24 protein-coding genes and 1 pseudogene are annotated in these 22553 nt (G+C 72.5%); 14 read left to right on the forward strand and 11 right to left on the reverse strand.

Annotation, left to right across the window (positions count from 1 at the left end; all coding sequences use genetic code 11):
- Nucleotides 1-17: 17 nt before the first annotated feature.
- Entirely contained in the window at nucleotides 18-284 is a 267-nt protein-coding gene (locus ASC99_RS34225; RefSeq protein WP_057239498.1) for a GlsB/YeaQ/YmgE family stress response membrane protein, read from the forward strand.
- Here ASC99_RS34225 and ASC99_RS38125 read toward each other — a convergent pair.
- The 3 genes from ASC99_RS38125 to ASC99_RS34235 form a co-directional block, all read right to left on the reverse strand.
- Entirely contained in the window at nucleotides 205-732 is a 528-nt protein-coding gene (locus ASC99_RS38125) for an ADP-ribosylglycohydrolase family protein (RefSeq protein ID WP_369825215.1), read from the reverse strand. The two genes, ASC99_RS34225 and ASC99_RS38125, sit on opposite strands and share 80 nt — an antisense overlap.
- Nucleotides 733-833: 101 nt before the next feature.
- Nucleotides 834-1424 (reverse strand): TetR family transcriptional regulator, encoded by a 591-nt coding sequence (locus ASC99_RS34230; protein ID WP_057239500.1) that lies wholly within the window; start codon nucleotides 1422-1424, stop codon nucleotides 834-836.
- A 53-nt stretch (nucleotides 1425-1477) separates the two neighbouring features.
- Nucleotides 1478-2485, reverse strand: coding sequence for an aldo/keto reductase (locus ASC99_RS34235; protein WP_057239502.1), 1008 nt, complete (start codon nucleotides 2483-2485; stop codon nucleotides 1478-1480).
- Nucleotides 2486-3455: 970 nt separating this feature from the next.
- Here ASC99_RS34235 and ASC99_RS41840 point away from each other — a divergent pair.
- From ASC99_RS41840 to paaE, 7 genes and pseudogenes are all read left to right on the forward strand, one after another.
- Nucleotides 3456-3908: a M20/M25/M40 family metallo-hydrolase gene (locus ASC99_RS41840; protein ID WP_255359308.1), complete on the forward strand. Its 453-nt coding sequence runs from the start codon at nucleotides 3456-3458 to the stop codon at nucleotides 3906-3908.
- Nucleotides 3836-4384 (forward strand): annotated as a pseudogene (locus ASC99_RS41845) (M20/M25/M40 family metallo-hydrolase); the annotation flags it as partial. The gene ASC99_RS41840 and the pseudogene ASC99_RS41845, both read left to right, overlap by 73 nt.
- 219 nt (nucleotides 4385-4603) lie before the next feature.
- Nucleotides 4604-5545 (forward strand): 1,2-phenylacetyl-CoA epoxidase subunit PaaA, encoded by a 942-nt coding sequence (gene paaA / locus ASC99_RS34250; protein ID WP_063857274.1) that lies wholly within the window; start codon nucleotides 4604-4606, stop codon nucleotides 5543-5545.
- Nucleotides 5542-5829: a 1,2-phenylacetyl-CoA epoxidase subunit PaaB gene (paaB, locus tag ASC99_RS34255; RefSeq protein WP_057239508.1), complete on the forward strand. Its 288-nt coding sequence runs from the start codon at nucleotides 5542-5544 to the stop codon at nucleotides 5827-5829. The genes paaA and paaB overlap by 4 nt, the downstream gene beginning before the upstream one ends.
- A 16-nt stretch (nucleotides 5830-5845) precedes the next feature.
- Nucleotides 5846-6736, forward strand: coding sequence for a 1,2-phenylacetyl-CoA epoxidase subunit PaaC (gene paaC, locus ASC99_RS34260; protein WP_057239510.1), 891 nt, complete (start codon nucleotides 5846-5848; stop codon nucleotides 6734-6736).
- The gene (gene paaD, locus ASC99_RS34265) at nucleotides 6730-7212 is read left to right on the forward strand and encodes a 1,2-phenylacetyl-CoA epoxidase subunit PaaD (protein ID WP_057239512.1); all 483 of its coding nucleotides are present in this window, start codon (nucleotides 6730-6732) and stop codon (nucleotides 7210-7212) included. The genes paaC and paaD overlap by 7 nt, the downstream gene beginning before the upstream one ends.
- Complete coding sequence (paaE, locus tag ASC99_RS34270) at nucleotides 7212-8282, forward strand: 1,2-phenylacetyl-CoA epoxidase subunit PaaE (protein ID WP_057239514.1); 1071 nt, start codon at nucleotides 7212-7214, stop codon at nucleotides 8280-8282. Before paaD ends, paaE begins: the two co-directional genes overlap by 1 nt.
- Here paaE and ASC99_RS34275 read toward each other — a convergent pair.
- Entirely contained in the window at nucleotides 8270-9355 is a 1086-nt protein-coding gene (locus ASC99_RS34275; protein ID WP_235583193.1) for an FAD-dependent oxidoreductase, read from the reverse strand. The two genes, paaE and ASC99_RS34275, sit on opposite strands and share 13 nt — an antisense overlap.
- 34 nt (nucleotides 9356-9389) lie before the next feature.
- On the reverse strand, nucleotides 9390-9761 hold the full coding sequence (locus ASC99_RS34280; protein ID WP_057239518.1) for a YbjQ family protein: 372 nt from the start codon (nucleotides 9759-9761) through the stop codon (nucleotides 9390-9392).
- A gap of 72 nt (nucleotides 9762-9833) precedes the next feature.
- Here ASC99_RS34280 and ASC99_RS34285 point away from each other — a divergent pair, with 72 nt between their 5' ends.
- The gene (locus ASC99_RS34285; RefSeq protein ID WP_157531933.1) at nucleotides 9834-10775 is read left to right on the forward strand and encodes a hypothetical protein; all 942 of its coding nucleotides are present in this window, start codon (nucleotides 9834-9836) and stop codon (nucleotides 10773-10775) included.
- Nucleotides 10776-10817: 42 nt separating this feature from the next.
- On the forward strand, nucleotides 10818-11555 hold the full coding sequence (locus ASC99_RS34290) for a peptidyl-tRNA hydrolase (RefSeq protein ID WP_057239522.1): 738 nt from the start codon (nucleotides 10818-10820) through the stop codon (nucleotides 11553-11555).
- A gap of 84 nt (nucleotides 11556-11639) precedes the next feature.
- Here the strand turns inward: ASC99_RS34290 and ASC99_RS34295 are convergent, their stop codons facing one another.
- Together ASC99_RS34295 and ASC99_RS34300 are read right to left on the reverse strand one after the other, a co-directional pair.
- Nucleotides 11640-12305 carry a response regulator transcription factor gene (locus tag ASC99_RS34295; RefSeq protein ID WP_057239524.1) on the reverse strand — a complete coding sequence of 222 codons (666 nt, stop codon included), beginning with the start codon at nucleotides 12303-12305 and terminating at the stop codon, nucleotides 11640-11642.
- Complete coding sequence (locus tag ASC99_RS34300; RefSeq protein ID WP_082598899.1) at nucleotides 12302-13534, reverse strand: sensor histidine kinase; 1233 nt, start codon at nucleotides 13532-13534, stop codon at nucleotides 12302-12304. The genes ASC99_RS34295 and ASC99_RS34300 overlap by 4 nt, the downstream gene beginning before the upstream one ends.
- A gap of 236 nt (nucleotides 13535-13770) precedes the next feature.
- On the opposite strand from ASC99_RS34300, the gene ASC99_RS34305 reads away from it, so the two are divergent.
- The gene (locus ASC99_RS34305) at nucleotides 13771-15306 is read left to right on the forward strand and encodes a hypothetical protein (RefSeq protein WP_057239526.1); all 1536 of its coding nucleotides are present in this window, start codon (nucleotides 13771-13773) and stop codon (nucleotides 15304-15306) included.
- Between the two features lie 156 nt (nucleotides 15307-15462).
- On the opposite strand, the gene ASC99_RS34310 is transcribed toward ASC99_RS34305, so the two are convergent.
- Together ASC99_RS34310 and ASC99_RS34315 are read right to left on the reverse strand one after the other, a co-directional pair.
- Nucleotides 15463-16581: an acyl-CoA desaturase gene (locus ASC99_RS34310; protein WP_057239528.1), complete on the reverse strand. Its 1119-nt coding sequence runs from the start codon at nucleotides 16579-16581 to the stop codon at nucleotides 15463-15465.
- Nucleotides 16582-16588: 7 nt separating this feature from the next.
- Nucleotides 16589-17644 (reverse strand): ferredoxin reductase, encoded by a 1056-nt coding sequence (locus ASC99_RS34315; protein ID WP_057239530.1) that lies wholly within the window; start codon nucleotides 17642-17644, stop codon nucleotides 16589-16591.
- Nucleotides 17645-17731: 87 nt separating this feature from the next.
- Here ASC99_RS34315 and ASC99_RS34320 point away from each other — a divergent pair, with 87 nt between their 5' ends.
- On the forward strand, nucleotides 17732-18871 hold the full coding sequence (locus ASC99_RS34320) for a CdaR family transcriptional regulator (protein WP_057239990.1): 1140 nt from the start codon (nucleotides 17732-17734) through the stop codon (nucleotides 18869-18871).
- A gap of 59 nt (nucleotides 18872-18930) precedes the next feature.
- On the opposite strand, the gene ASC99_RS34325 is transcribed toward ASC99_RS34320, so the two are convergent.
- Together ASC99_RS34325 and ASC99_RS34330 are read right to left on the reverse strand one after the other, a co-directional pair.
- Entirely contained in the window at nucleotides 18931-19668 is a 738-nt protein-coding gene (locus ASC99_RS34325) for an ABC transporter permease subunit (protein ID WP_057239532.1), read from the reverse strand.
- Entirely contained in the window at nucleotides 19665-20573 is a 909-nt protein-coding gene (locus ASC99_RS34330; RefSeq protein WP_057239533.1) for an ABC transporter ATP-binding protein, read from the reverse strand. The genes ASC99_RS34325 and ASC99_RS34330 overlap by 4 nt, the downstream gene beginning before the upstream one ends.
- Nucleotides 20574-20674: 101 nt before the next feature.
- Between ASC99_RS34330 and ASC99_RS34335 the strand changes: the two genes are divergently transcribed.
- Together ASC99_RS34335 and ASC99_RS34340 are read left to right on the forward strand one after the other, a co-directional pair.
- On the forward strand, nucleotides 20675-21889 hold the full coding sequence (locus ASC99_RS34335; RefSeq protein ID WP_057239992.1) for a histidine kinase: 1215 nt from the start codon (nucleotides 20675-20677) through the stop codon (nucleotides 21887-21889).
- Complete coding sequence (locus tag ASC99_RS34340) at nucleotides 21886-22530, forward strand: response regulator transcription factor (protein WP_057239535.1); 645 nt, start codon at nucleotides 21886-21888, stop codon at nucleotides 22528-22530. The genes ASC99_RS34335 and ASC99_RS34340 overlap by 4 nt, the downstream gene beginning before the upstream one ends.
- Nucleotides 22531-22553: the final 23 nt, after the last annotated feature.

The raw sequence follows: 22553 nt of genomic DNA on the forward strand, positions 1-22553 counted from the left end.
AGGGCAGGAACAGCATCATGGGAATCCTCAGCTGGATCATCCTCGGCCTGGTCGCCGGGGGCATCGCCAAGTTCATCCTCCCGGGCCGCGACCCGGGCGGCCTGATCGTCACCACCCTGATCGGGATCGCGGGTTCGTTCGTCGGGGGCTGGCTGTCCTCGGCGGTGCTCGACCGCCCGGTTTCCACCAGCTTCTACGACCCGGCTACCTGGATCGCCGCCGTCGCGGGCGCCTTCGTCCTGCTGGTCGGTTACCGAATCGTGTTCGGCAACTCCCGCGACTGACCCGGTAGTTGCTCCGGTGCGCCCCACCAATCGGCCGGGACCTGGCCGAGAGGCCGTGGCCGGGAACCGAGCCGCGATCCGCAGTCCGGGACCGTACGTCGCTCTCCGGCAGCCACCCGGCGACCTCGGCGAGGAAGTCCGCGCGCTCCGGCGCCGACCCGCCCCGGCTGCGGACGGCCAGCGCGGCCGCCACCGCGACGGCAACCGCCCCGGCCACCGCCTCCGGGTTGAAGTGCGTGACCAGCGCCGACAGTCGGGCCTGCTCGACCACCCGGTCGAGGTCGTCCGCGAACCACGCCCCGAGCGGCGCCACCCGCATCGCGGCCCCGTTCCCGTACGAGCCCTGCCCGCCGAACATCTCCGACGTGACCGTGCGCCAGTCGGCGCCGGCGTCGATCTGCCGCAGCACCTGGTGCATCGAGGGCCCGTACTTGCGGCCCGGGTTCACCGGAACAGCACCAGCGCCATCGCGGTGTCGTCTCCTCGGGGCTGGGCAGGAGGCGCCATCCTCGCTGGTGGGCCCGCCCGGGCGCGACCGGGTTTTCCGGCTCAGCCGGTGGCGCTGAGGCCGCTGAGCAGGAGGGTCCAGACGGCCTCGAAGTCGGTCTCGCTGCGCGGGTCGGACCACTCGGTGGCGTGGGCCGGGTCGTGGAAGTGGGCGGTGGCCTGGAAGACCGCGCGGGCGGTGGCGGCGGGGTCGGTGGGGCGGAACTCGCCCTGGCGGATGCCGTCGTCGAGGATGACGGCGATCTGGGTGACCAGGGTGTCGATGTGCGCCTCGACGGTGCTGGAGAGTTCGCCGACCAGGGTGAGATAGGTGGCGAACATCTCGGGGTCGTCCAGGGCCTTGCGGCGCTTGGCCGCGAACAGCGTGGCCAGCCAGCGGTGCAGCCGCTCGGCGGCCGGGCCTGCCTGGGTGCTGATGGTGGCCAGGTCGTGGTGCGCCTGGTCCAGCCAGCGCTGGGTGACGGCCTCGCGGAGCGCCGCCTTGCTGGGGAAGTGCCGGTAGACGCTGCCATGGCTGACGCCGAGGGCGCGGGCGATGTCCACCACCGTGGCCTTGCCAGGACCGAACCGCCGCAGCACGTCCTCGGCGGCGCTGAGGATCTGCTCGGAGGTCAGGGCACTGTCGCTGGTCACGGTCTTCCTCTGGTTCGGGCTGGCGTCAGGTCGACGGCGGGGCCGACGGCGGGTCAGTGCTCGCTGTCGAGGTGGGCCATCTGTGCCGCAGCGTACCTGTCCCCGGCGGCGGACCCGGCCGGGACGGCCGCCTCGATGGCCGCAAGTTCGCCCTCGGTGAGCTGCACGTCCAGCGAACCGAGCGCCTCGGCCAGCCGGTCCCGGCGGCGGGCGCCGACCAGCGGCACGATGTCCGAGCCGCGCGAGGCGACCCAGGCGATGGCGACCTGGGCGACACTGGCGCCCTTGGCCCCGGCGATCGCCCGCAGAGCCTCGACCAGGGTCAGGTTGTGGGTCAGGTTCTCGCCCTGGAAGCGCGGGCTGAAGCCACGGAAGTCGGTGGCCGCGATCTCCCGGTCGCTCTGCCAGTGGCCGCTCAGCAGACCGCGCGAGAGCACCCCGTACGCGGTCACACCGATGCCCAACTCGCGGGCGGTGGGCAGGATTTCGGCCTCGATGCCGCGGGAAAGGAGGGAGTACTCGATCTGCAGGTCACTGATCGGGTGCACGGCGGCCGCCCGGCGCAGCGTGTCGGCGCCGACCTCGGAAAGGCCGATGTGCCGGACGTACCCGGCCTTGACCAGGTCGGCGATCGCGCCGACGGTCTCCTCGACCGGCACGCTCGGGTCGAGCCGGGCCGGGCGGTAGACGTCGATGTAGTCGGTGCGCAGGCGGCGCAGTGTGTACGCGAGGGCGGTCTTGGTGGCCGCCGGGCTCGCGTCGTAGCCGAGCCAGCCGCGATCCGGGCCGCGCTGCGCGCCGAACTTGACGCTGATCTGCACCGCCTCGCGGTCGCGGCCGCGCAGGGCGTCGTGCAGCAGCAGCTCGTTGTGGCCCATGCCGTAGAAGTCGCCGGTGTCCATCAGGGTCACGCCGGCGTCCAGCGCCGCGTGGACGGTGGCGATCGACTCGGCCTCGTCGGCCGGGCCGTACAGGTCGGACATGCCCATCAGGCCGAGGCCGAGCGCGGAGGTCTCCGGGCCGGTGCTGCCGAGGCGGGTGCGGGCGGGGGTGGTGTTCATGTGGGAGCTCCAGGAGAGGCGTGAGCGGATGCCTCAACTATGGCATGAGCGATGACAGATTTCAATATCTGTCATTCGGACCGACGCCTTGGCTCCGGACGAATCCGTGGTGGACAAACCTGGACGAACTCACCGTACGTCGCCCGCTCCGGTCGAGGTGGCGTCAGCTGCCCGACTGGTACCAAAGGCTGACCCGCCATCACCCATCAGGCGTGCTTCCGGGCTGCGGCGCGCGATTCGGAGCGCACGGAAGCGTTCCGAGGTCCATCGTTGGTGGTGAGCGCGGCCCGGGAGACCCGAGCCGGGAGCGCCCAGAGCGGCGGCTGCCTCCCGCCGGTCACCGATGCGTGATCACCGGGCCACCTCGCAGGGGAACGAACGAATCTTCTAGGCTCACCTCGCGGCTTCCCCCGTCCCGGTGCCCGTCCGCACCGGCGCGCGGGAGCCGCCGTCCCAGGTGCCCCGGGCCGAGCCGGGGTCACCGGACCGAGCGAGGAGGACGCATGTTGCCCAGCCCGAGGTCGCTCCACCAGCCGTTGCCCGACGAGGTACGCCGCCGTCGCACCGGGTCCGCCCTGCCGCCGCACCTGCCGGGTGGGCCGCTCGCCGCGCTCGCGCAGACCACGCTGAGTACAGGCAGCGGTCGGGGAGGCGCCCGATGAGCCCCCAACCGGCCGCCGCGCCCGCCGGTCATACCGAGGCCGTCGGCCGTACCACCCCTCGCCCGCCCGCCGTCGGGGTCTCGTTCGCGGACACCGACGCGCTGCCCGGGCTGCCGTCCACCCTGCACGCCAGGGCCCGCAGTCTGGGCAGCGCCGTTCGCAGTCGCTGCGCCGACCTGGCCAGGATCGAGTCGCCGACCGGTGACAGTGCCCGACTCAACGCGCTGGCCGAGGAGTTGGGCGCGGGCTACGCCGCCACCGGCGCCCGGGTCCACCGGGTGCCGAACGAGGCCGGGGACCACCTGGTGATGGACTGGCCGGGCCGGGACGAGAGCCTGTCGCCGCTGCTGGTGGTCGGTCACCACGACACGGTCTGGCCGGTCGGCACCCTGGCGGACTGGCCGGTGGAGGAGCGCGACGGCGCGCTGACCGGCCCCGGCGTCCTGGACATGAAGGCCGGTCTCGCGCTGGTGGAGGGGGCGTTCGCGCTGCTCTCCGACCTCGGGCAGCGGCCGCACCGGCCGGTCCGGCTCGTGGTCGTCGCGGACGAGGAGCTGGGCAGCCCCGACGGCCGCAAGCTGGTGGAACGGCAGCTGGCCGGGGCGGCCGCCGTCCTGGGTCTGGAGCCGCCCGCCGGGGCAGCAGTCGGGTCCGGCTCACCGTCACCGGCAGGGAGGCCCATGCGGGCAACGACGCCGCGCTGGGCATCTCGGCGGTGGACGAACTTGTCGACCAACTGGTGCTGGTACGCGGCCTGGTGAACCAGCCGGGCACCGAGCTGAACGCCGGCCGGATCACCGGCGGCACCCGGGCCAACGTGGTCGCGGGCCGGGCCGAGGCCGAGCTCGGCCTCCGGTTCGCGACCCCCGAGGCGCAGCGCCGCACCCTCGACAACCTGGCCCACCTGACCCCCCTGCGGCCCGGCGCCAAGGTCCGTGCGGAGGTGCTCTCCAGCCGCCCCACCTGGCCGGTCCGTCCCGCCAACCCGCTGCTCCGGCACGTCCGTTCACTGGCCGCCGCCCTCGGCCAGAACCTCGACGGCGCCCCGGCCGGCGGCGCGGGCGACACCAACATCGCCGGCGCCCGGGGCCTCCCCACCCTCGACGGCCTCGGCGCAGTCGGAGCCGGCCCGCACGCCCGCCACGAACACATCCGCACCGACCAACTCGCTCCCCGGATAGCGCTGCTGGCCGCCCTCCTGGCCGTCCCCCTGCCGCGCCTCCGCGAGCGCCCGTAGTCCGACCTCCCGAGGGCCGGGGCCGCCGATCGCCGGAGCCCCGGCCCTCGGCGTGGGCACGTCCTCACGGGGGATGTCGGTCTGGGCCCGCGCTGGAGATCGAGGCCCGTCAGAGAACTCGCTGCCTTCCGGGTGCACCGCGGAATCGTGCTCTTGTCACGGGTGAGTCGTTGGCTACACAATGGTACCGACCGAACGGTCAGTCGGGAGGCGAGTGCGGTGACGGTGTCCGAAACGGTGGAGGCCCTGGAGGGTCGGTTCGACGCGGTGGTGGCGGCCGAGCAGCGGGTGGAGCCGCGGGACTGGATGCCCGAGGCGTACCGGGCCACGTTGGTGCGGCAGATCGCGCAGCACGCGCACTCCGAGATCATCGGCATGCAGCCGGAGGGTGCCTGGCTGACCAGGGCGCCCTCGCTGCGGCGGAAGGCGATCCTGCTGGCCAAGGCGCAGGACGAGGCGGGCCACGGGCTCTACCTCTACGCGGCCGCCGAGACGCTCGGGGTGGACCGGGCCGAGCTGACCGAGAAGCTGATCTCGGGGCGGCAGAAGTACTCCTCGATCTTCAACTACCCGACGCTGAGCTTCGCCGACGTCGGCGTGATCGGCTGGCTGGTGGACGGCGCGGCGATCTGCAACCAGGTGCCGCTCTGCCGCTGCTCGTACGGTCCGTACGCCCGTGCGATGGTGCGGGTCTGCAAGGAGGAGTCGTTCCACCAGCGGCAGGGCTTCGAGCTGCTGATGACGATGATGCGCGGCACCGAGGGCCAGCGCGCGATGGTGCAGGACGCGGTGGACCGCTGGTGGTGGCCGTCGCTGATGATGTTCGGCCCGCCGGACGGTGACTCGCCGAACACGGCGCAGTCGATGGCCTGGCGGATCAAGCGGCACACCAACGACGAGCTGCGGCAGCGATTTGTCGACATGACGGTCCCGCAGGCGCAGCACCTCGGCGTCACGCTCCCCGACCCGGAGCTGAGCTGGGACGAGGAGCGCGGCAGCTGGGCCTTCGGTGAGCCGGACTGGTCGGAGCTCAAGCAGGTGATCAAGGGTCAGGGCCCGTGCAACGCGGAGCGGATCGAGCGCCGCCGGGCCGCCCACGAGGACGGTGCCTGGGTGCGCGAAGCCGCACTGGCCCACGCGGAGAAGGAGCGCAACCGATGAGCAAGGCCGACTGGCCCCTGTACGAGGTCTTCGTCCGCCCCCGGCGCGGGCTGAACCACGTGCACGTGGGTTCGCTGCACGCCGCCGACGACCGGATGGCGCTGCTCGCCGCCCGCGACCTCTACACCCGGCGGAACGAAGGCGTCAGCCTCTGGGTGGTCCCGTCCACCGCGATCACCGCCTCCACCCCCGACGAGCAGGACCCGTTCTTCGCCCCCAGCGGGGACAAGGTCTACCGGCACCCGACCTTCTACGACATCCCCGAGGATGTCCCGCACATCTGACGGGGGAGCACCTCTCATGAGTGACAACCACGGCGACCACGTCTACCTCTCCCTCGCCGAGGCCGACCACGGCCCGGAGGGCGAGGCCCGCTGGGCGTACGGCACCGGCTTCGCCGACCCGCTGCTCGGCGTGGACCGGGCGGCCCCGGCGGGGGTGGACGCGGCCGACCTGGCGGCGTACTGCCTGATGCTCGGCGACGACACGCTGATCCTGGCCCAGCGGCTGATCGAGTGGTGCACCCGGGCGCCCGAGCTGGAGGAGGAGGTGGCGCTCGCCAACCTCGGCCTCGACCTGCTCGGCCAGGCGCGCCAGCTGCTCACCCGGGCCGGCCAGCTGGACGGCACCGAGCGGACCGAGGACGACCTGGCGTACTGGCGCGAGGCGCACGAGTTCCGCAACGTCCGCCTGGTGGAGGTACCGAATGGCGACTTCGGGCACACCGTGGCCCGGCTGCTGCTGTTCGCCACCGCCCGGCACGCGCTGTACGAGCGGCTGAGCACGCACGTCGACCCGGTGCTGGCGGCGGTCGCGGCCCGGGGCGTCAAGGAGCTGGCCTACCACCGCGAGTACGCCGCCGCCTGGACGCTGCGGCTCGGCGACGGCACGGCGTACTCCGCCGAGCGGATGCAGGCCGGGCTCGAGGCGGTCTGGCCGCTGCTGGACGAGCTGTTCACGGCCGATCAGGCCGAGCTGCGGCTCGGCGTCGACCCGGGCGGGCTGCGCGAGCCGGTGCTGGCCGAGCTGACCGAGGTGATCACCGGGGCCGGTCTGACGGTGCCCCAGGCGGCCCCGATGGCCCGGGTCGGCGGCCGGGCGGGCCGGGACGGCGTGCACACCGAGGCGCTCGGCCTGCTGCTGGCCGAGCTCCAGGTGGTGGCCCGGGCGCACCCGGGGGCGTCATGGTGACCACCGCGCCCTCGGCCTGGGAGGTGGCAGCCGCTGTCCCCGACCCCGAGCTGCCGATGCTCACACTGGCCGAACTCGGCGTGCTGGCCGAGGTGGCGGAGGAGGGCCCGGCGGTGACCGCCTGGCTCACCCCGACCTACTCGGGCTGCCCGGCCGTCGCCGAGATGGCCGCCGACGTGGCGGGCCGGCTACGGGCTGCGGGCTGGGCCCAGGTGGAGATCCGGCTCCGGCTGGACCCGCCGTGGAGCACCGACCTGATCACCGAGGCGGGCAAGCGCAAACTGGCCGAGGCGGGCATCGCCCCGCCGGTGCACACCGGCCTGCTGCAACTGGGCCGGACCAGGCTCGCGGTGCCCTGCCCGCAGTGCGGCAGCCAGGACACCGAGGAACTGTCCAGGTTCGGCTCCACCTCCTGCAAGGCGCTCTGGCGCTGCCGCGAGTGCCGGGAGCCCTTCGAACGGATCAAGGAGATCTAGTGACCACCACGACCTCCCGTCGGCTCACCTTCCAGGAGCTGCGGATCGCGGCGCTGGAGCCGCTCTGCGAGGACGCCGTCGCGGTCACCTTCGAGGTGCCGGCCGAGCAGGCCGAGGCGTACGCCTTCCGGCCCGGCCAGACCCTGACGCTGCGTCGGATCGTGGACGGCGTGGACGAGCGGCGCTCGTACTCGATCTGCGCGCCGGTGGGCGGGGCGCTGCGGATCGCGGTCCGGGAGGTGCCGGGCGGGCTGTTCTCCCGCTGGCTGGTCCGGGAGGCCCGGGTCGGCGACAGCATGGAGGTGATGCCGCCGGTCGGTCTGTTCACCCCCGACCTGTCGGTGCCCGGTACGCACGTGCTGCTGGCCGCCGGTTCCGGGATCACGCCGATGCTCTCGATCGCCGCCTCGGTACTGGCCGACGGCGAGTCCGAGGTGGTCCTGGTGTACGGGAACCGGAGCAGCGACACGGTGATGTTCGCCGACGAGCTGGCCGACCTGAAGGACACTCACCTCGGCCGGTTCCAGCTGCTGCACGTGCTCTCCCGGGAGACCAGGGACGCCGAGCTGCTCAGCGGCCGGCTGGACGCGGAGCGGGTGCGGGCGCTGTTCGGCGCGCTGCTGGACGTGCCCGAGGTGGACCACTGGTGGCTGTGCGGCCCGTACGGCATGGTGCTCGGGGCCAAGGAGCTGCTGGCCGAGCTGGGGGTGCCCGCCGACCGGGTGCACCAGGAGCTGTTCCACGCCGAGGACGAGCCGGTTGCCGAGCGCGCGCCCGAGCAGCCGGACGGCGAGCGCTCCGAGGTGACGGTGGTGCTGGACGGCCGCTCCGGCACCCTGGCGCTGCCGCGCGACCGGTCGATCCTGGACGGCGCCCAGCGCTCCCGCCCCGACCTACCGTTCGCCTGCAAGGGCGGCGTCTGCGGCACCTGCCGGGCGCTGGTCACCGAGGGCGAGGTGAGCATGCGGCGGAACTTCGCGCTGGAGGAGAAGGAGCTCGCGGCCGGGTACGTGCTGACCTGTCAGGCCCGCCCGGTCTCCGACAAGGTCACCGTCGACTACGACCGGTAGCTCAAGACCGGGACGGGTGCTCCGAGCAGCTTGACGATCTCGTTGACGGCCGCCCGCCCGGCCCGGTTGGCGCCGATGGTGGACGCGGACGGGCCGTAGCCGACCAGGTGGATGCGCGGGTCGTCGACGGCCCGGGTGCCGTCGATCCGGATGCCGCCGCCGCTGGAGCGCAGTCCGAGCGGGGCCAGGTGGCCGACCTCGGGGCGGAAGCCGGTGGCCCAGACGATCGCGTCCACCGCCAACTCCTGCTCGCCCCAGGCGACACCACGCTCCGTCAGGCGGTCGAACATCGGGCGGCGGTGCAGCGCGCCGAGCTCCTCGGCGCGGCGGTAGGCGACCGACGGGCCGAGCCCGGTGACGCTCACCACACTGCGTACCGGCAGCCCCTGCCGGACCCGCTGCTCGACCAGGGCGACCGCCGCCCGGCCGGACTCCTCGGTGAACGGGCCTTCCCGGTAGACGGGTTCACGCCGGGTCACCCAGACCGTCTCGGCGACTTCGGCGACCTCGGAGAGCACCTGGATCGCCGAGGCCCCGCCGCCGACCACCAGGACCCGCTGGCCGGCGAACTCGGCCGGGCCCCGGTAGTCGGCGTAGTGCAGCTGACGGCCGGTGAACCGGCCCGGGTAGTAGGGCAGGAACGGCCTGCTCCAGGTGCCGGTCGCGTTGATCAGCGCCCGGGCCGTCCAGTCGCCCGCGTCGGTGGCGATCAGCAGCCGCCCGTCGGCCAGGGAACTGACGGACCGTACGCGGACCGGCCGGACGACCGGCAGCGCGTGCTTCGCCTCGTACGCGGCGAAGTAACCGGGCACCACCTCGCGGGCCTGGGCAGCGGGGTCGGGCGGCGGGAGTTCGAAGTCGGGCAGGTCGTGGAAGCCGTGCACGGTGGCCATCCGGAGCGAGGGCGAGCGGTGCGCCCAGGCCCCGCCCGGGGCGTCGTCGGCGTCCAGCACCACGAAGTCCGCGTACGGCGCGAGACCGCGCCGCCGCAGGTGGTAGGCGGCGGACAAGCCCGCCTGCCCGGCGCCGATCACCACGACATCCACGTCGGTCGTTGCATCGTAAACAGTCACGCCCATGAAACATCGACCTGCGGGTGGCTGTTCCCTACTGCGCGGGCGAGATCACCACCGCCGTGCCGTACGCGCAGATCTCGGTGCCCAGGTCCGCCGCCTCGGTCACGTCGAAGCGCATCATCAGCACCGCGTTCCCGCCGCGCGCCCTGGCCTGCTCGACCAGCCGCTCCATCGCCTGGTTCCGCGATTCGACCAGGGTCTTGGTGAGCCCCTTGAGCTCGCCGCCCAGCATCGACTTGAACGAGGCGCCGATCTGGGTACCGATGTGACGGCTGCGCACGGTGAGGCCGAAGACCTCGCCGATCACCCGGTCCACCCGGTACCCGGGCACGTCGTTGGTTGTGACCACCAGCACATCGGCGCTCGGGCCCTGCCCGCCGCCGTACTCGTCAAGGTTGCTCATGCGGTCATCCTGCCGCTCGAAGCCGTGCCAAGCCGGTGGACTCGCTCGCGAACTGTCTGTAAACCTTGTCCCATGGGCGAGCGAAGCGATCATCCACAGGGGCCGGGCGCGGCGGCGGAATCCGGGGACTCCGGCGCGCAGGAGATCGAGGCGACGGTGGTGCTCGGTATCCGGATCACGGACTGGGACGCGTTGCGGGCAGCCGCGCGCGCTGCCGTGGCGGAGTTGGACTTCACCGGGGTCGACCCGGCCGGGCAGCGTGAGGCACTGCTGCGAGAAGTCTCCGAGGACCCGAACGCGGCGCTCGGTGCGCTGCTGCACCCGGACCGGCTGGTGGCCGCGATCCCCGGGGTGGAGGCACTGGGCGGCACGCTGGAGATCGCGCTGACCGACGACTTCGCGCCGGACTTCGCCGAGCTGTTCCCGCTCGACCTGGACGAGGAGGAGGGCGGCGGCACCGGGGACTGGACCCTGACGCCACGGACCGCGTGCCTCCTGCACACCCAGCTGATCACGCTGGCCGACGCCGCGTACGACGACCTGGACGAGCACGAGGGCGACCCGGTCACCGACGAGGAGGAGGCGGACTGGGCCGTGCTGGCCCGGCTGCCCCGCCGGACCTGGAACCTGCACCGGGGCTGGCGCCGCTCGATGGCCCGCACCTTCGACGACCTGGCCGACGACATGGCGCTCGGCGAGTGGCCGCTGCCGCGCTGCCTGGCGGAGGAACTGGCGCTCCGGCTGGCCCTGGTGGACGCCCGGGAGCTGCTCGGCGCCCAGCCGCAGGCGGTCGCCGACATGATGGGCGACCTGCCGGTCGACCTGTACGACTACGACTGGGACGGCTGCGCCGACGAGCTGTTCGGGGTGTACGGCCCCGAGGAGCAGGGCGACCCCGACCTGGACGCGGCCGACCGGACCGACCAACTGCTGGCCGCCACCCACCCGGAGGGCTGGTTCCTCACCTACGAGGACGCCGAGGAGCGCGAGTCGGGGCGAGGCTACCGGCGCTGACCTACGCGGAGGGGGCCACCGGGCTGCTGGCATGCTGGTGGGGTGACGACGTCTCCTTTCACCGCTCCCAGCACCCCGGCCGCCTCCGACCCGCGTGACGAGCAGCCGCAGTACGTGCTGCCGCTGCTGGTCCGACTGGAGAAGGCCGAACCCCCGGCCCGTACCGACGCGTTGGAGACCTCGGCGCGGGCGGTGCTCACGCTGCTCGCCGACCCCCGGGTGACCGAGCCCGAGGGGGAGTGGGCGGAGCGGGTGGCCGCCTGGGAGGACGCCCGGATCCGCAAGGTGGTCCGGCGGGCCAGGGGTGGCGAGTGGCGCAAGGCCAACGAGCTGCCCGGGATCACGGTCTCCGGGGCGTCCGCCGAGGTCCGGGTCTTCCCGCCGGTGCCGCTGGACGGCTGGCCGAAGGAGCTGGCCAAGCTCCAGGTCTCCGGCACCGACCTGGACGACCCCGCCGAGCCTGGCCCGGTCGAGCCGGGCGTGCCGGTGCTCTGGCTGAACCCGGAGCTGGAGATGAGCGCGGGCAAGACCATGGCGCAGACCGGCCACGCCGCCCAGCTCGCCTGGTGGCGGCTGGATGACGCGCAGCGCAAGGAGTGGGCCGAGGCGGGCTTCCGGCTCGCGGTCAGGACCGCCGCCAAGGAGGACTGGGCCGAGCTGATGGCTGGTCACCTGCCGGTGGTCCACGACGCGGGCTTCACCGAGATCGCCCCCGGGCCGACTGTTGCACTCGAAGGGGGCGAGCGCTACTGCCCCACCCCGCGCCTGCGACGCCCGTGAACGCACCGGTCTGACCCCTGGCGTGTTCCGTCGGTGCCACCAGTGGCGGGCGTTCGGGAGGCTGTCCCGTAGGGGCCGGTGGTGTCAGGTCGGGTGGACGAGGCGGCTGTCGTAGGCGAAGACGACCGCCTGGATCCGGTCGCGGAGTCCGAGTTTCTGCAGGATCCGCCCGAGATGGGCCTTCACGGTTGCCTCGGCGAGGTGCAGGGCGGCCGCGATCTCGGCGTTGGACAGGCCGCTGCCCACCTTGACGAGGACCTCGCGTTCGCGCGTGCTGAGCCGGCTGAGTCGTTCGTCGTGGTGGTCGGTGCGGCTCCCGTGGGGGAGGTGCGGCCGGAGGTTTTCGAGCAGGCGGCGGGTGATCCTTGGGGCGAGAACGGCGTCGCCCGCGGCCACGTTGCGTATCGCGGTGAGGAGTTCCTCGGGCCTGGTGTTCTTCAGCAGGAAGCCGGAGGCTCCGGCGGCGAGTCCGGCGAAGGCGTATTCGTCGAGGTCGAAGGTGGTGAGGATCAGTACCTTGCTCCTGGGGGAGATGTGGGTGAGCAGGCGGGTCGCCTCGATGCCGTCGGTCCCGGGCATCCGGACGTCCATCAGGACGACGTCGGGGCGCAGTTCCCGGGTGAGGCGTACGGCCTCGGCGCCGTCCGCGGCCTCGCCGACGGGTGTCATGTCGGGCTGGGCGTCCAGGATCGTGCTGAAGGCCATCCGGAGCAGCGCTTCGTCGTCGGCGATCAGGATACGGATCGTCATGCGGGTGCTGCTCCGTCACTGTCGAGGTGGAGGCGGGTGTGGACGTTCCAGCCGCCGCCGGGGAGCGGTCCGGCGCGCAGTGTCCCGCCGTAGGCGGCCGAGCGCTCGCGCATGCCGGGGATGCCCTGGCCGGACGGGGCTGACGGGGTGTCGGCGGGAGAGGACGGGCCGGGGCCGTTGTCGGTGATGTCCACGGTGACGGTTGCGGCGGAGCACCGTATCCGGACATCGGCGCGGGTGCCCGCGGGAGTGTGTTTGAGGGTGTTGGTCGACGCTTCCTGTACCAGGCGGTAGACGGTCAGTTGGGCGGTGGCGGGCACGTGGGTGTAGCTGCCGAGGATGTCGAGGCGGGTCGGCAGCCCGGCGGCGCGCATCCGGTCGGCGAGGGCATCGAGTTGGGCGATGCCGGGCAGCGGGTGGCGTTGCGCGTCGGGTTCGTCGGTCCGCAGGATGCCGAGCGAGCGCCGCATGTCGGTCAGGGCCTGCCGGCCGGTCTCGGAGACCTGGAGCATCGCGGTGGTGGTCTTGTCGGGTGACCGGTGCTGCGTCTGGACGGCGGCGTCGGTGAGGGCGACCATGACGGACAGGTTGTGGGTGACGATGTCGTGCATCTCCCGGGCGATGCGGGTCCGTTCCTCGGCGACGGCCAGTCGTGCCTGCTGGTCCTGGTGTTGTTCCAGGCGTGCGGCCCGTTCCTCCAGGGCGGCGAGGTAGGCGCGCGCGGTCCGCGCGTTCGTGCCCAGGGCGACGGTGGCGACGACGGTCGCGGTCAGTGCGACGAAGGGGGCCAGGAATGCGCCTTCGGTCGCCCAGCGCAGGCACGCCAGCAGGGCCCCGCCCTCGACGACGGCGCCGGCGACGAGCGTCGCGCGTCTGCCCGAGTGCGCGGCCACCGTGTACAGGGACACCAACAGGGCGACGTCCGCCGGCAGTTGAATGCCCGCCAGCCACTGGACGATGGCTGCGGCGGCGACGGCGCCGAACACCGTGCGCGGGGCCCGCTGCCGCCACAGCAGGGGCAGCGTGAGGGCGACGGTGAGGGCCGCGGCCGGCGGGAGCTCGTGCGGCGCACGCGTGGCCGCGACATGGAGCAGGAGCAGGGGTAGCAGCAGGAGCGGCGTGGGCGACAGCGCCGGTCCCGTCGCCCGCCCGGATGTCGTCGCCTGCTGTGCGCGGTCCCGGTGGCGTACCGGGTGGGCATTGTCGTGCCCTGCGGCAGCCTCCGTCATCACCATGTCCCTGTCGATGTCCTGCCGATGCGGCCCCCTGCGTCCCCGCGCTGCCGTGCTCCGTCCTGCCACGGTAGGTGGCGGGGGCGGTGGCGCACATGCGTCCGTCGTCGGAGGACACCGCGCCGGAGTACGACCGCAGGAGGAGCCCGGGTACATCCTGCGGTCGTACTCCGGCCGCCCTTTCGGGGTGTCCGTCTGCGACTGGGGTGGCATGCGCCGGAGACCGCGGGCCGATGTGCCACCGTGTGCGCCGCTTCGAGGATGGCGGGGTGACCGAGACAATCGCGGGACTGTCCATGTCCCTTCCGGAGTTCCTTGCCGTGCTGGGCGCCGTCGCGCTGGTGGTGGCGCGCTGGCTTCCCCCTGCCGCCCGTCCGCGCGTCACGATCGCGGCGGGGGCGTTGTTCGTGCTGTCTGTGATCGTGCTGGGTGCGGTGGGGATCCGTTGGCAGTTGCTCCCGGTGCCGGCGGGTGGTGCCGTCGCGCTGCCCTTCGCCCTCTCCCCGCTGCTCCGAACGCTCCGGCGCCGTCCCGGCCGGCCGGCGTGGCGGGCGCGGTGGTGGCTGGCGTTGCCGGGGTCGGCGGCCTGCCTTGGTCTGATCGCCGCCGGGCCGGTGGCTGCCTGGGCGTTTCCCGTGCCCGTGTTTCCCGAGCCGTCGGGCTCCTTCGCCGTCGGCACCCGGGTGATCCAGTGGACCAACCCGAACCGCCCCGAGACCTTCACCGCCGACCCGGACGACCGGCGCACGGTCGTGGTCCAGCTCTGGTATCCCGCGCAGAAGAGCCCCGCGGGCGCGCAGCGGGCCCAGTACCTCGGACGTACGGAGCAGGAGGCGCGCACCGTCTCCGATGCCCTGGCCGGTGCCGTCGGCCTGCCCGGCTTCCTGGTCGACGGCGTACCGCAGGCCCGCACCCACGCGGTCTTCAACGCCCCGGTGGCCGGTGGGGGCGAACGGTTCCCCGTCGTGCTGTTCTCTCCCGGAGCGGGCGGGGTGCGCACCCAGAACACCGCTTGGGCGGAGGAACTGGCCGGCCACGGCTACGTGGTGGCCGCCCTCGACCACCCGTACGACTCCGCGGCGGTCGTCCTGGACGACGGCCGGATCATCCGCGCCGTGACCGCCTCCACCGGCGACCGGGAGGCGGACGAGGAGCTCGCGGCCGGCTGGACGGCCGTCAGGGCCGCCGACCTCGGCTTCGTCCTCACCCAGCTGGAGGGCCTGGACCGCGGCGCGATCGTCGCCCCGCTGGTCGGAAGTGACCCGTCGACCGGACGCGACCCGCTGGCCGGACGTCTGGACACCGGCCGGGCCGCGGTGACCGGCCACTCCATGGGCGGTGCCGCCGCCCTGCAGGCAGTCCGGCAGGACCCCCGGTTCGCCGCCGTCATCGACCTGGACGGCTACCCCCACGGCCCCGCCTCCCCGGCCCTCCACCAGCCGGTGCTCGCACTCACCCAGGCCATCACCCCGAGCACCGACCCGCGATACCTGCCCCGCCTCACCGAGGCCCTCGCATCCGACACCGCGACGAGCTACCGGCTCACCGTCCCCGGCGCCGCCCACCTCACCTTCATGGACGGCCCGCTGTACCTGCCGCCGGTGCCCTCGATCGTCGGTTCCCTGGGCCGCACCGGGAGCCCCCGCGTCGTCGCCGCAACCACGCTCGCCTTCCTGGACGCCACGCTGCGGCACGCGCCCGGCGACCTGGCCGGCGCGCTGTCGGCGTACGGCAGCCTCAGCGTCTACCGCCCGGACGACCCCCGCTGACCGGCCGCACCGCCCACCGGCCCACCGTCCGGCGCTGCGCTCGACCTCTGCCCGTCCCTGCGCTGCTTCCGCAGAGAGCTGCTCGCCTGGCCGGGTCAGGTCAACGGCGTGTCGGGCTGCTGTCCCGGCCGACACCCGGAGAACCAGTTCCGGGAATCAGGCCGCGGCGAACTCCTTCTCGCGGGCCGGTGTCTTGACCTTGGGCTTCTTGTTCGGCAGCGAGAGCCGGAAGACCTTGTGCCACGCGGAGAACACCTGCTTGGGCAGCGGCCCGGTGACGTACTCCAGCTCGTACTTTTCGAACAGCGCGCGCACCTTCACCGCGACTTCGGCGTACCGGTTGCTCGGCAGGTCCGGGAACAGGTGATGCTCGATCTGGTGAGACAGGTTGCCCGTCATGAAGTGCATGGCCCTGCTGCCGCTGATGTTCGCCGAGCCCATCATCTGGCGCAGGTACCACTGGCCGCGCGTCTCGCCCTTGACCGACTGGCGCTCGAAGACCTGTACGCCCTCGGGGAAGTGCCCGCACATGATCACCGAGTGGGTCCAGATGTTGCGGACCAGGTTCGCGGTGAACGTGGCGGCGAGCGTGGTGAGGAACGACGGGCCCGACAGCAGCGGGTGGATCACGTAGTCCTTGAGCACCTGCTTGCGGATCTTGCGGCCCACGGCCTTGGCCCGCGCGCGGAACTCCGGGTTCCTGCGGCGGCGCTTGTGCAGGTTCTTGGCAAGCTCCAGGTCGTACGCTGCGATGCCGTACTCGAAGAAGCAGGCGTTGATGAAGTTCCACAGCGGCTGGCCGAGGTGGAACGGGTGCCACTTCTGGTCCTCGTCGACGCGCATGATGCCGTAGCCGAGGTCGTTGTCCTTGCCGATCACGTTGGTGTACGTGTGGTGCAGCTCGTTGTGCGAGTGCTTCCACTGCTCGGCCGGCGAGACGTGGTCCCACTCCCAGGTGGTGGAGTGGATCTTCGGGTCCCGCATCCAGTCCCACTGGCCGTGCAGGATGTTGTGGCCGATCTCCATGTTGTCCATGATCTTCGCCACGGACAGGCCGGCGGTGCCGAGCAGCCACGCGGGCGGGAAGATCGAGAACAGCAGCACGCCCCTGCTGGCCAGCTCGAGCTTGCGCTGCGCCGAGATGACCTTGCGGATGTAGGCGGCGTCTTTCTCGCCGCGGTCGGCGATCACCTCGTCGCGGATCGCGTCCAGCTCGCGGCCTAGCTCCTCGATCTGCTCCGCGGTCAGGTGGGCGGTGGGGTCGATAGCGGTCAAGGTGCTTCTACCGTTCGATGTCGCAGGGGCCCGCCGCGGCGGACACACAGGTCTGGATGAGGACGCCCGGCTCGGCCTCGGTGATCTCGCCGGTGCGCAGGTCGCGGACGGCGCCCGCCTTGAGCGGCGTGACGCAGCCGAAGCAGATGCCCATGCGGCACCCGGAGGGCATGAGTACGCCGGCCTCCTCGCCGACGTCCAGCAACGGCGTGGCGCCGTCCGCGCCGACGGTCTTGCCGGTGGCGCTGAACGTGACTTCGCCGCCGTCGCCGGCGACGACGATGCGGGGGCGGAAGCGTTCGGTGTGCAGGCGCTCTTGGACGCCGTGCTCGGTCCAGTGCTCCTCTGCGGCGTCGAGCAGGCCCGCGGGCCCGCAGGCCCAGGTCTCGCGCTCGGCCCAGTCGGGCACGAGTTCGCCGAGACGGGCGATGTCGAGCCTGCCGTCTGTGTCGGTGTGCACCTCGGTGAGGCGCAGGTTCTTGTCCGCGACCAGGTCGTGCAGTTCGTTGCGGAAGATCACGTCTTGCGGCTGCGGCGCGCAGTGGACCATGACGACGTCGTCGAACTCGGTGTCGCGCAGCATGCCCATCACGGGCGTGATGCCGCTGCCGGCCGTCAGGTAGAGCACCTTGGCGGGCTTGGCATGCGGCAGCACGAAGTCACCGGTCGGCTGGTCGAGCTGGATCAGCGTGCCCGGTGTCGCCCTATGGACGAGGTGGTTGCTGACCTTGCCGTCCGGGATCGCCTTCACGGTGATCGTGATGCGGCCGTCCTGGCGGTCTGTCGGTGAGGTGATGGAGTAGGCACGCCACAGGCGCCTCCCGTCGACGTCGACCCCGATCCGCATGTACTGACCGGCAGTGTGGCCGCGCCAGCCCCGTCCCGGCCTGATCACGACGGTCGCGGCGTCACCCGTCTCGGGGTGCACGGCCTCGATGCGCCCACGCAGGTCGGCGCCCGCACGCAGCGGGCTGACCAGGTCGAGGTAGTCCGACGGCAGCAGCGGCGTCGTGACCATCTCCAGCAGTTTCCACGCCCTGCTGCGGAGGGCTGTACTCGTCATGACTCCAGCTTGCTGCGCCTCAGGGCGTAAAGTCCTGACCGTAGGACGTAAATCTGATCGGCTGAATTGTTCGCAGGGAACAAGAACGTGAGCCATGCAATCCGGAGGGCCAGCGAGCTGGTCCTGGACGAGACGACGGTCACCGCGCTTCGGGCCGCGCTGACGGCCACCGCCGACGAGGTCGTCGAGGCGATCATTGACGAGGTCCCTCCCTACGCCAACGCCCTTTCAGGCCGCATGGGCGGCACCATCCGCCAAGCCGTCCGCACCGCCCTGGGGCATTACCTGGACCTCGCGAGCGGGAACGTCACCGGCGGTGACGCCGGCGACGCCGCCTACGATCTGGGCCGCGGCGAGGTGCGCGACGGCCGTTCGATGGACGCACTGCTCAGCGCCTACCGCGTCGGCGCCCGGGTGGCCTGGCGATGCCTGGCAGCGGGTGCCGTACCCGCAGGTCTGCCCGCCGCCGAGGTCGCCAAGTTCGCCGAGCTGACCTTCGCCTACATCGACGAGCTCTCCGCCGCGAGCGCCGCGGGCCATGCCGACGAACTGGCCGCCCGGGGCAGGGCCCACGAGCGCCACCTGGAACACCTGGCCCGCGATCTCCTCGCCGGCGCGAGCCCGGACGTGCTGCTGGCCGCTGTTCAACGGGCCGGGTGGCAGACCCCGGTTTCGCTGACCGCGGTCCTGCTGCCCGCAGCCCAGGCCCGGCCTGCCTATCGCGTGCTCGACCCGAGCACTCTCGTCCTCGACGATCTGCCGGACGCCACCGGTGTGCTGCTCGTCCCCGATGCCGACCGACCACACCTCTTGCGGCAGCTGACCGACCGCACCGCCGTGGTCGGCCCGGCACGGCCATGGACTCGTGCGTCCGCCTCGTACGCACGAGCCGTACGTGCGCGCTCCCTCTCCTCTGAGATTCGCGACACCGAGGACCACCTGCCCGAGCTGGTGCTGAGCGCCGACATGGACGCGTTCGCAGACCTGCGTACCCGAGCCCTCGCGCCGTTGCGGACCGTGCCTGTCGCGACCGCACGGCGGCTGGAGGAGACGTTGCGGGCGTGGCTGCTGCACCAGGGCAGGCGGGACGAGGTGGCGGCGGCGTTGTTCGTCCATCCTCAGACAGTCCGGTACCGGATGTCGCAGCTGCGGGAGCTGTTTCCGGATCTCGCATCGCCGGACCGGGTCCTTGAACTGACCCTGGCGGTGGGTCTTCGGGCCGGCTGACGCGTACCGGGAGATCGCCCCCGGTTCCTGCACCGTCGTCGCGGACCACCCGTGCTGCGCTAGACGTCCTTGCGGCTGAGGGACCGCCAGCCACCGTACAGGGCCAGGGCGGCCCAGGCCGCCATGATCAGCAAGCCGGTCCAGTGGCCGAACCAGATGTTCGGGTCGGTTTCCAGCCGGAAGGCGTACTGGCCGGCCCGGTCCGGCAGGAACTGGGCGACGGCGCGCACTCCCGGGATGGCGGCCAGCATCACGGTGCCGAGGAAGACCATCGGGGCGAGCAGACCCATCGCGGCGGTGAGGTTGCGCAGCATCGCGGTGACGCCGAGGCAGAACAGCACCAGCAGTGGGCAGTACAGCACTCCCACGACGACGCTGCGGACCATGCCGGGGGCGCCGAAGTCGACACCGATCACGTCGTCCACCGCGAGCAGGCTCCCGGCCGTGCCGGCCAGGCCGACCAGCAGGCCGACGCCGGTGCCGAGCAGGAGCTTGCCGCCGTACAGCAGGCCCCGCCGGGGGACGGCGGTGAGCGAGCTGCGGACGGTGCCGGAGTTGTACTCCTGGCCGAGCAGCAGGACGCCGAAGCAGGCGAGCGGCACCTGACCGAAGTTGAAGCCGTAGTAGATCCCGATGGTCGGGTCCTCGGTCAGCGACGGGTCGATGTCCCCGTAGGCCAGGTGGACGGCCAGCGTGAGGCCGACGCTGAGCAGTACCGACAGCAGCGGGGTGAACCACTGCGAGCGCAGGGTGGTGAACTTGGTCCACTCGGAGCGGAGCACGGTCACGGTGGTCATGCCGCCACCGCCCGGTACTCGACGCTGTCCGCCGTCATCCGCATGAAAGCCTCCTCCAGAGAGTCCTGTTGAGCCGCGATCTCGTACAGCACCACGCGGTGGTCGGCCGCGAGGCGGGCGAACTCCTCGCCGGTCGCGCCGTGCACGTCCCAGGCCCCGCCCTCGGCCGGTTCGGCGGTCAGCTCCGAACTCCGCAGCAGGTCGGCCAACTTGACCGGATCGACGGCCCGGACCCGGAGCCGGGGGCGGCCGTGCTCGGCGATGAAGTCCGCCGTGCTCGCGTCCGCCAGCAGCCGGCCCCGGCCGATCACCACCAGGTGATCCGCCGTCAGCGCCATCTCCGACATCAGGTGCGAGGAGACCAGCACCGCCCGGCCCTCGGCGGCCAGACCGCGCAGCAGGGTACGGATCCACCGGATGCCCTCCGGGTCCAGGCCGTTCACCGGCTCGTCCAGCATCAGCACCGGCGGGTCGCCGAGCAGCGCCGCCGCCACTCCGAGCCGCTGGCGCATCCCGAGCGAGAAGCCCTTCACCCGCTTGCGGGCCACCTCGCCGAGGCCGACCTGGGTCAGCACCTCGTCGACCCGGCGGTCCGGGATGCCGTTGCTGCGGGACAGGCAGAGCAGGTGGGCCCGGGCGGTGCGGCCGCCGTGCACGGCGTGGGCGTCGAGCAGTGCGCCCACCCGCCGTAGCGGGTCGGTCAGTTCGGCGTACGGGGTGCCGTCGATCAGGGCCTGCCCGGCGGTGGGCCGGTCCAGGCCGAGGATCATCCGCATGGTGGTGGTCTTGCCGGCGCCGTTCGGGCCGAGGAAACCGGTCACCTGGCTGGGGCGTACCTCGAAGCTGAGGCCGTCCACGGCGTGGGTCTCGCCGTAGCTCTTGCTCAGACCCTGGACTTGGATCACGGCTTCCTCCTGTGTCGGTGGTTGATGGGCTCCATTCCACCGGGACCGGAGGTGCGGGGGATCCCGCCGGGGGTGGGGCGGTGAGCTGGCACGATGTGGGGGTGCCCAGGATCCTCGCGCCGCTGTTCGCCGCCGCCACCTACGCCCGCTGGCTGCACCTGCTGGTCGGGATGGTCTTCGCCGGAGTGGTGCTGATGGTCTACCCGGGCATCGAGGAGGGCCTTGGCGTGGCCGAACTCCTGGCCAGATGCGTGCTGTTGGACAGTCTGCTGCTCACCCTGATCGCGCTGCTCCCGGCCACCCGGCGGGCCGAGGGGGTGCAGGCCCGGCTGCTGCTGATGCCGGACCGGGAGGAGCGGATCGGCATCGCCTCGTCGACGAGTTGGGTCGACCGGCGGCGGACGGCCGGGTGGCTGATCGGGCGGGTCGGGCTCGGCACTCTGGTCGGCTACGTCTCGCTGTTCGGGATGACCGGTGTGGTGGTGCTGGTGACCGAGTCCTTCCAGGGACGGCGACCGGCGCTGTTGGGACTGGAACTCCCGGATGCCGTACCGGTGCTGGCGTACCCGCTGCTGGCGCCGGTGCTGCTGTTCCTGGTCGGCTGGCTGGTGGTCTGGGCCGGCCGGGCCCAACTGGCGCTAGCAGTCCGACTGTTGGGCGCATCACCGACGGAGCGGCTGGCCGAGGCCGAGCAGCGGGCCGAGCAGCTGCTGGAGCGCAACCGGCTGGCCCGGGAGCTGCACGACTCGATCGGCCACGCGCTGACGGTGACCGTGCTGCAGGCCGGGGCGGCCCGCGAGGTGGCCGATCCGGCCTTCGTGGCCAAGGCACTCGAGGTGATCGAGGAGACCGGGCGGCGGGCGATGGACGATCTGGAGCGGACCTTGGTGCTGCTCCGGGACAGTCCCGATGGCACGGCGGTGGAGCGGCCGGGTGTCGAGCAGCTGACCGGGCTGTTCGACACCGCGCGGGCGGCGGGCAGTCCGGTGGAGGCCCTGGTGGAGCTGCCGCCCGGCGCACTGCCCGGGGTGCTCTCCCGGGAGGCGTACCGGATCGTCCAGGAGGCGGTGACCAACGCGCTCAAGCACGCGCCGGGGGAGCCGATCGCGGTCAGGATCACCGTCCGGGACGGGCAGTTGGCGCTGCGCTGCGCCAACGGGCGCTCGCCGCTGGGCGGTTCGCGCCGCAGCGGTGGAGGCAAGGGGCTGCGGGGGATACGGGAGCGGGCCGCACTGCTCGGTGGCGAGGCGGCGGCGGGCTGGGAGAGGGAGGAGTGGGTGCTGACGGTCCGGCTGCCACTACGGTTGGGCTCATGATCGACATCCTGCTGGTGGACGACGAGGAGCTGGTCCGGGCCGGGCTGCGGGCCGTGCTGGAGGCGCAGGGCGACCTGCGGGTGGTGGGCGAGGCGGCGGACGGCGCGGAGGCGATGACGCTGGCCCGTACGCTGCGGCCGGACGTGGTGCTGATGGACGTCCGGATGCCCGAGGTGGACGGCCTGACCGCGACCAAGGCGATCCTGGCGGCCAGTGCCGACCCGCCGAAGATCCTGGTGGTCACCACCTTCGAGAACGACGACTACGTCTACGAGGCACTGCGGGCGGGCGCCGACGGCTTCCTGCTCAAGCGCTCCCGCCCGGCCGAGATCGCGCACGCGGTGCGGCTGGTCGCGGCCGGGGAGTCGCTGCTGTTCCCGGCCGCGATCCGGCGGCTGGCCGCCGAGCGGGCGAACCGGCCCGCCGAGCAGGCGATGGCCAGGGCCGGGCTGACGGAGCGTGAGACGGAGGTGCTGCGGCTGGTGGCCCAGGGGCTCTCCAACGGCGAGATCGCCGAGCAGCTCTTCCTCGGCGTGCAGACGGTGAAGACCCACGTCAGCAGCGTGCTCGGGAAGCTCGGCGCGCGGGACCGGACCCAGGCGGTGATCGCGGCGTACGAGTCCGGGTTCGTCCCCCGTTGACGGGCGCGCGCTACCGGGCTTTC

This window comes from Kitasatospora sp. Root107 (assembly GCF_001424875.1).
Classification (GTDB): Bacteria; Actinomycetota; Actinomycetes; order Streptomycetales; family Streptomycetaceae; genus Kitasatospora.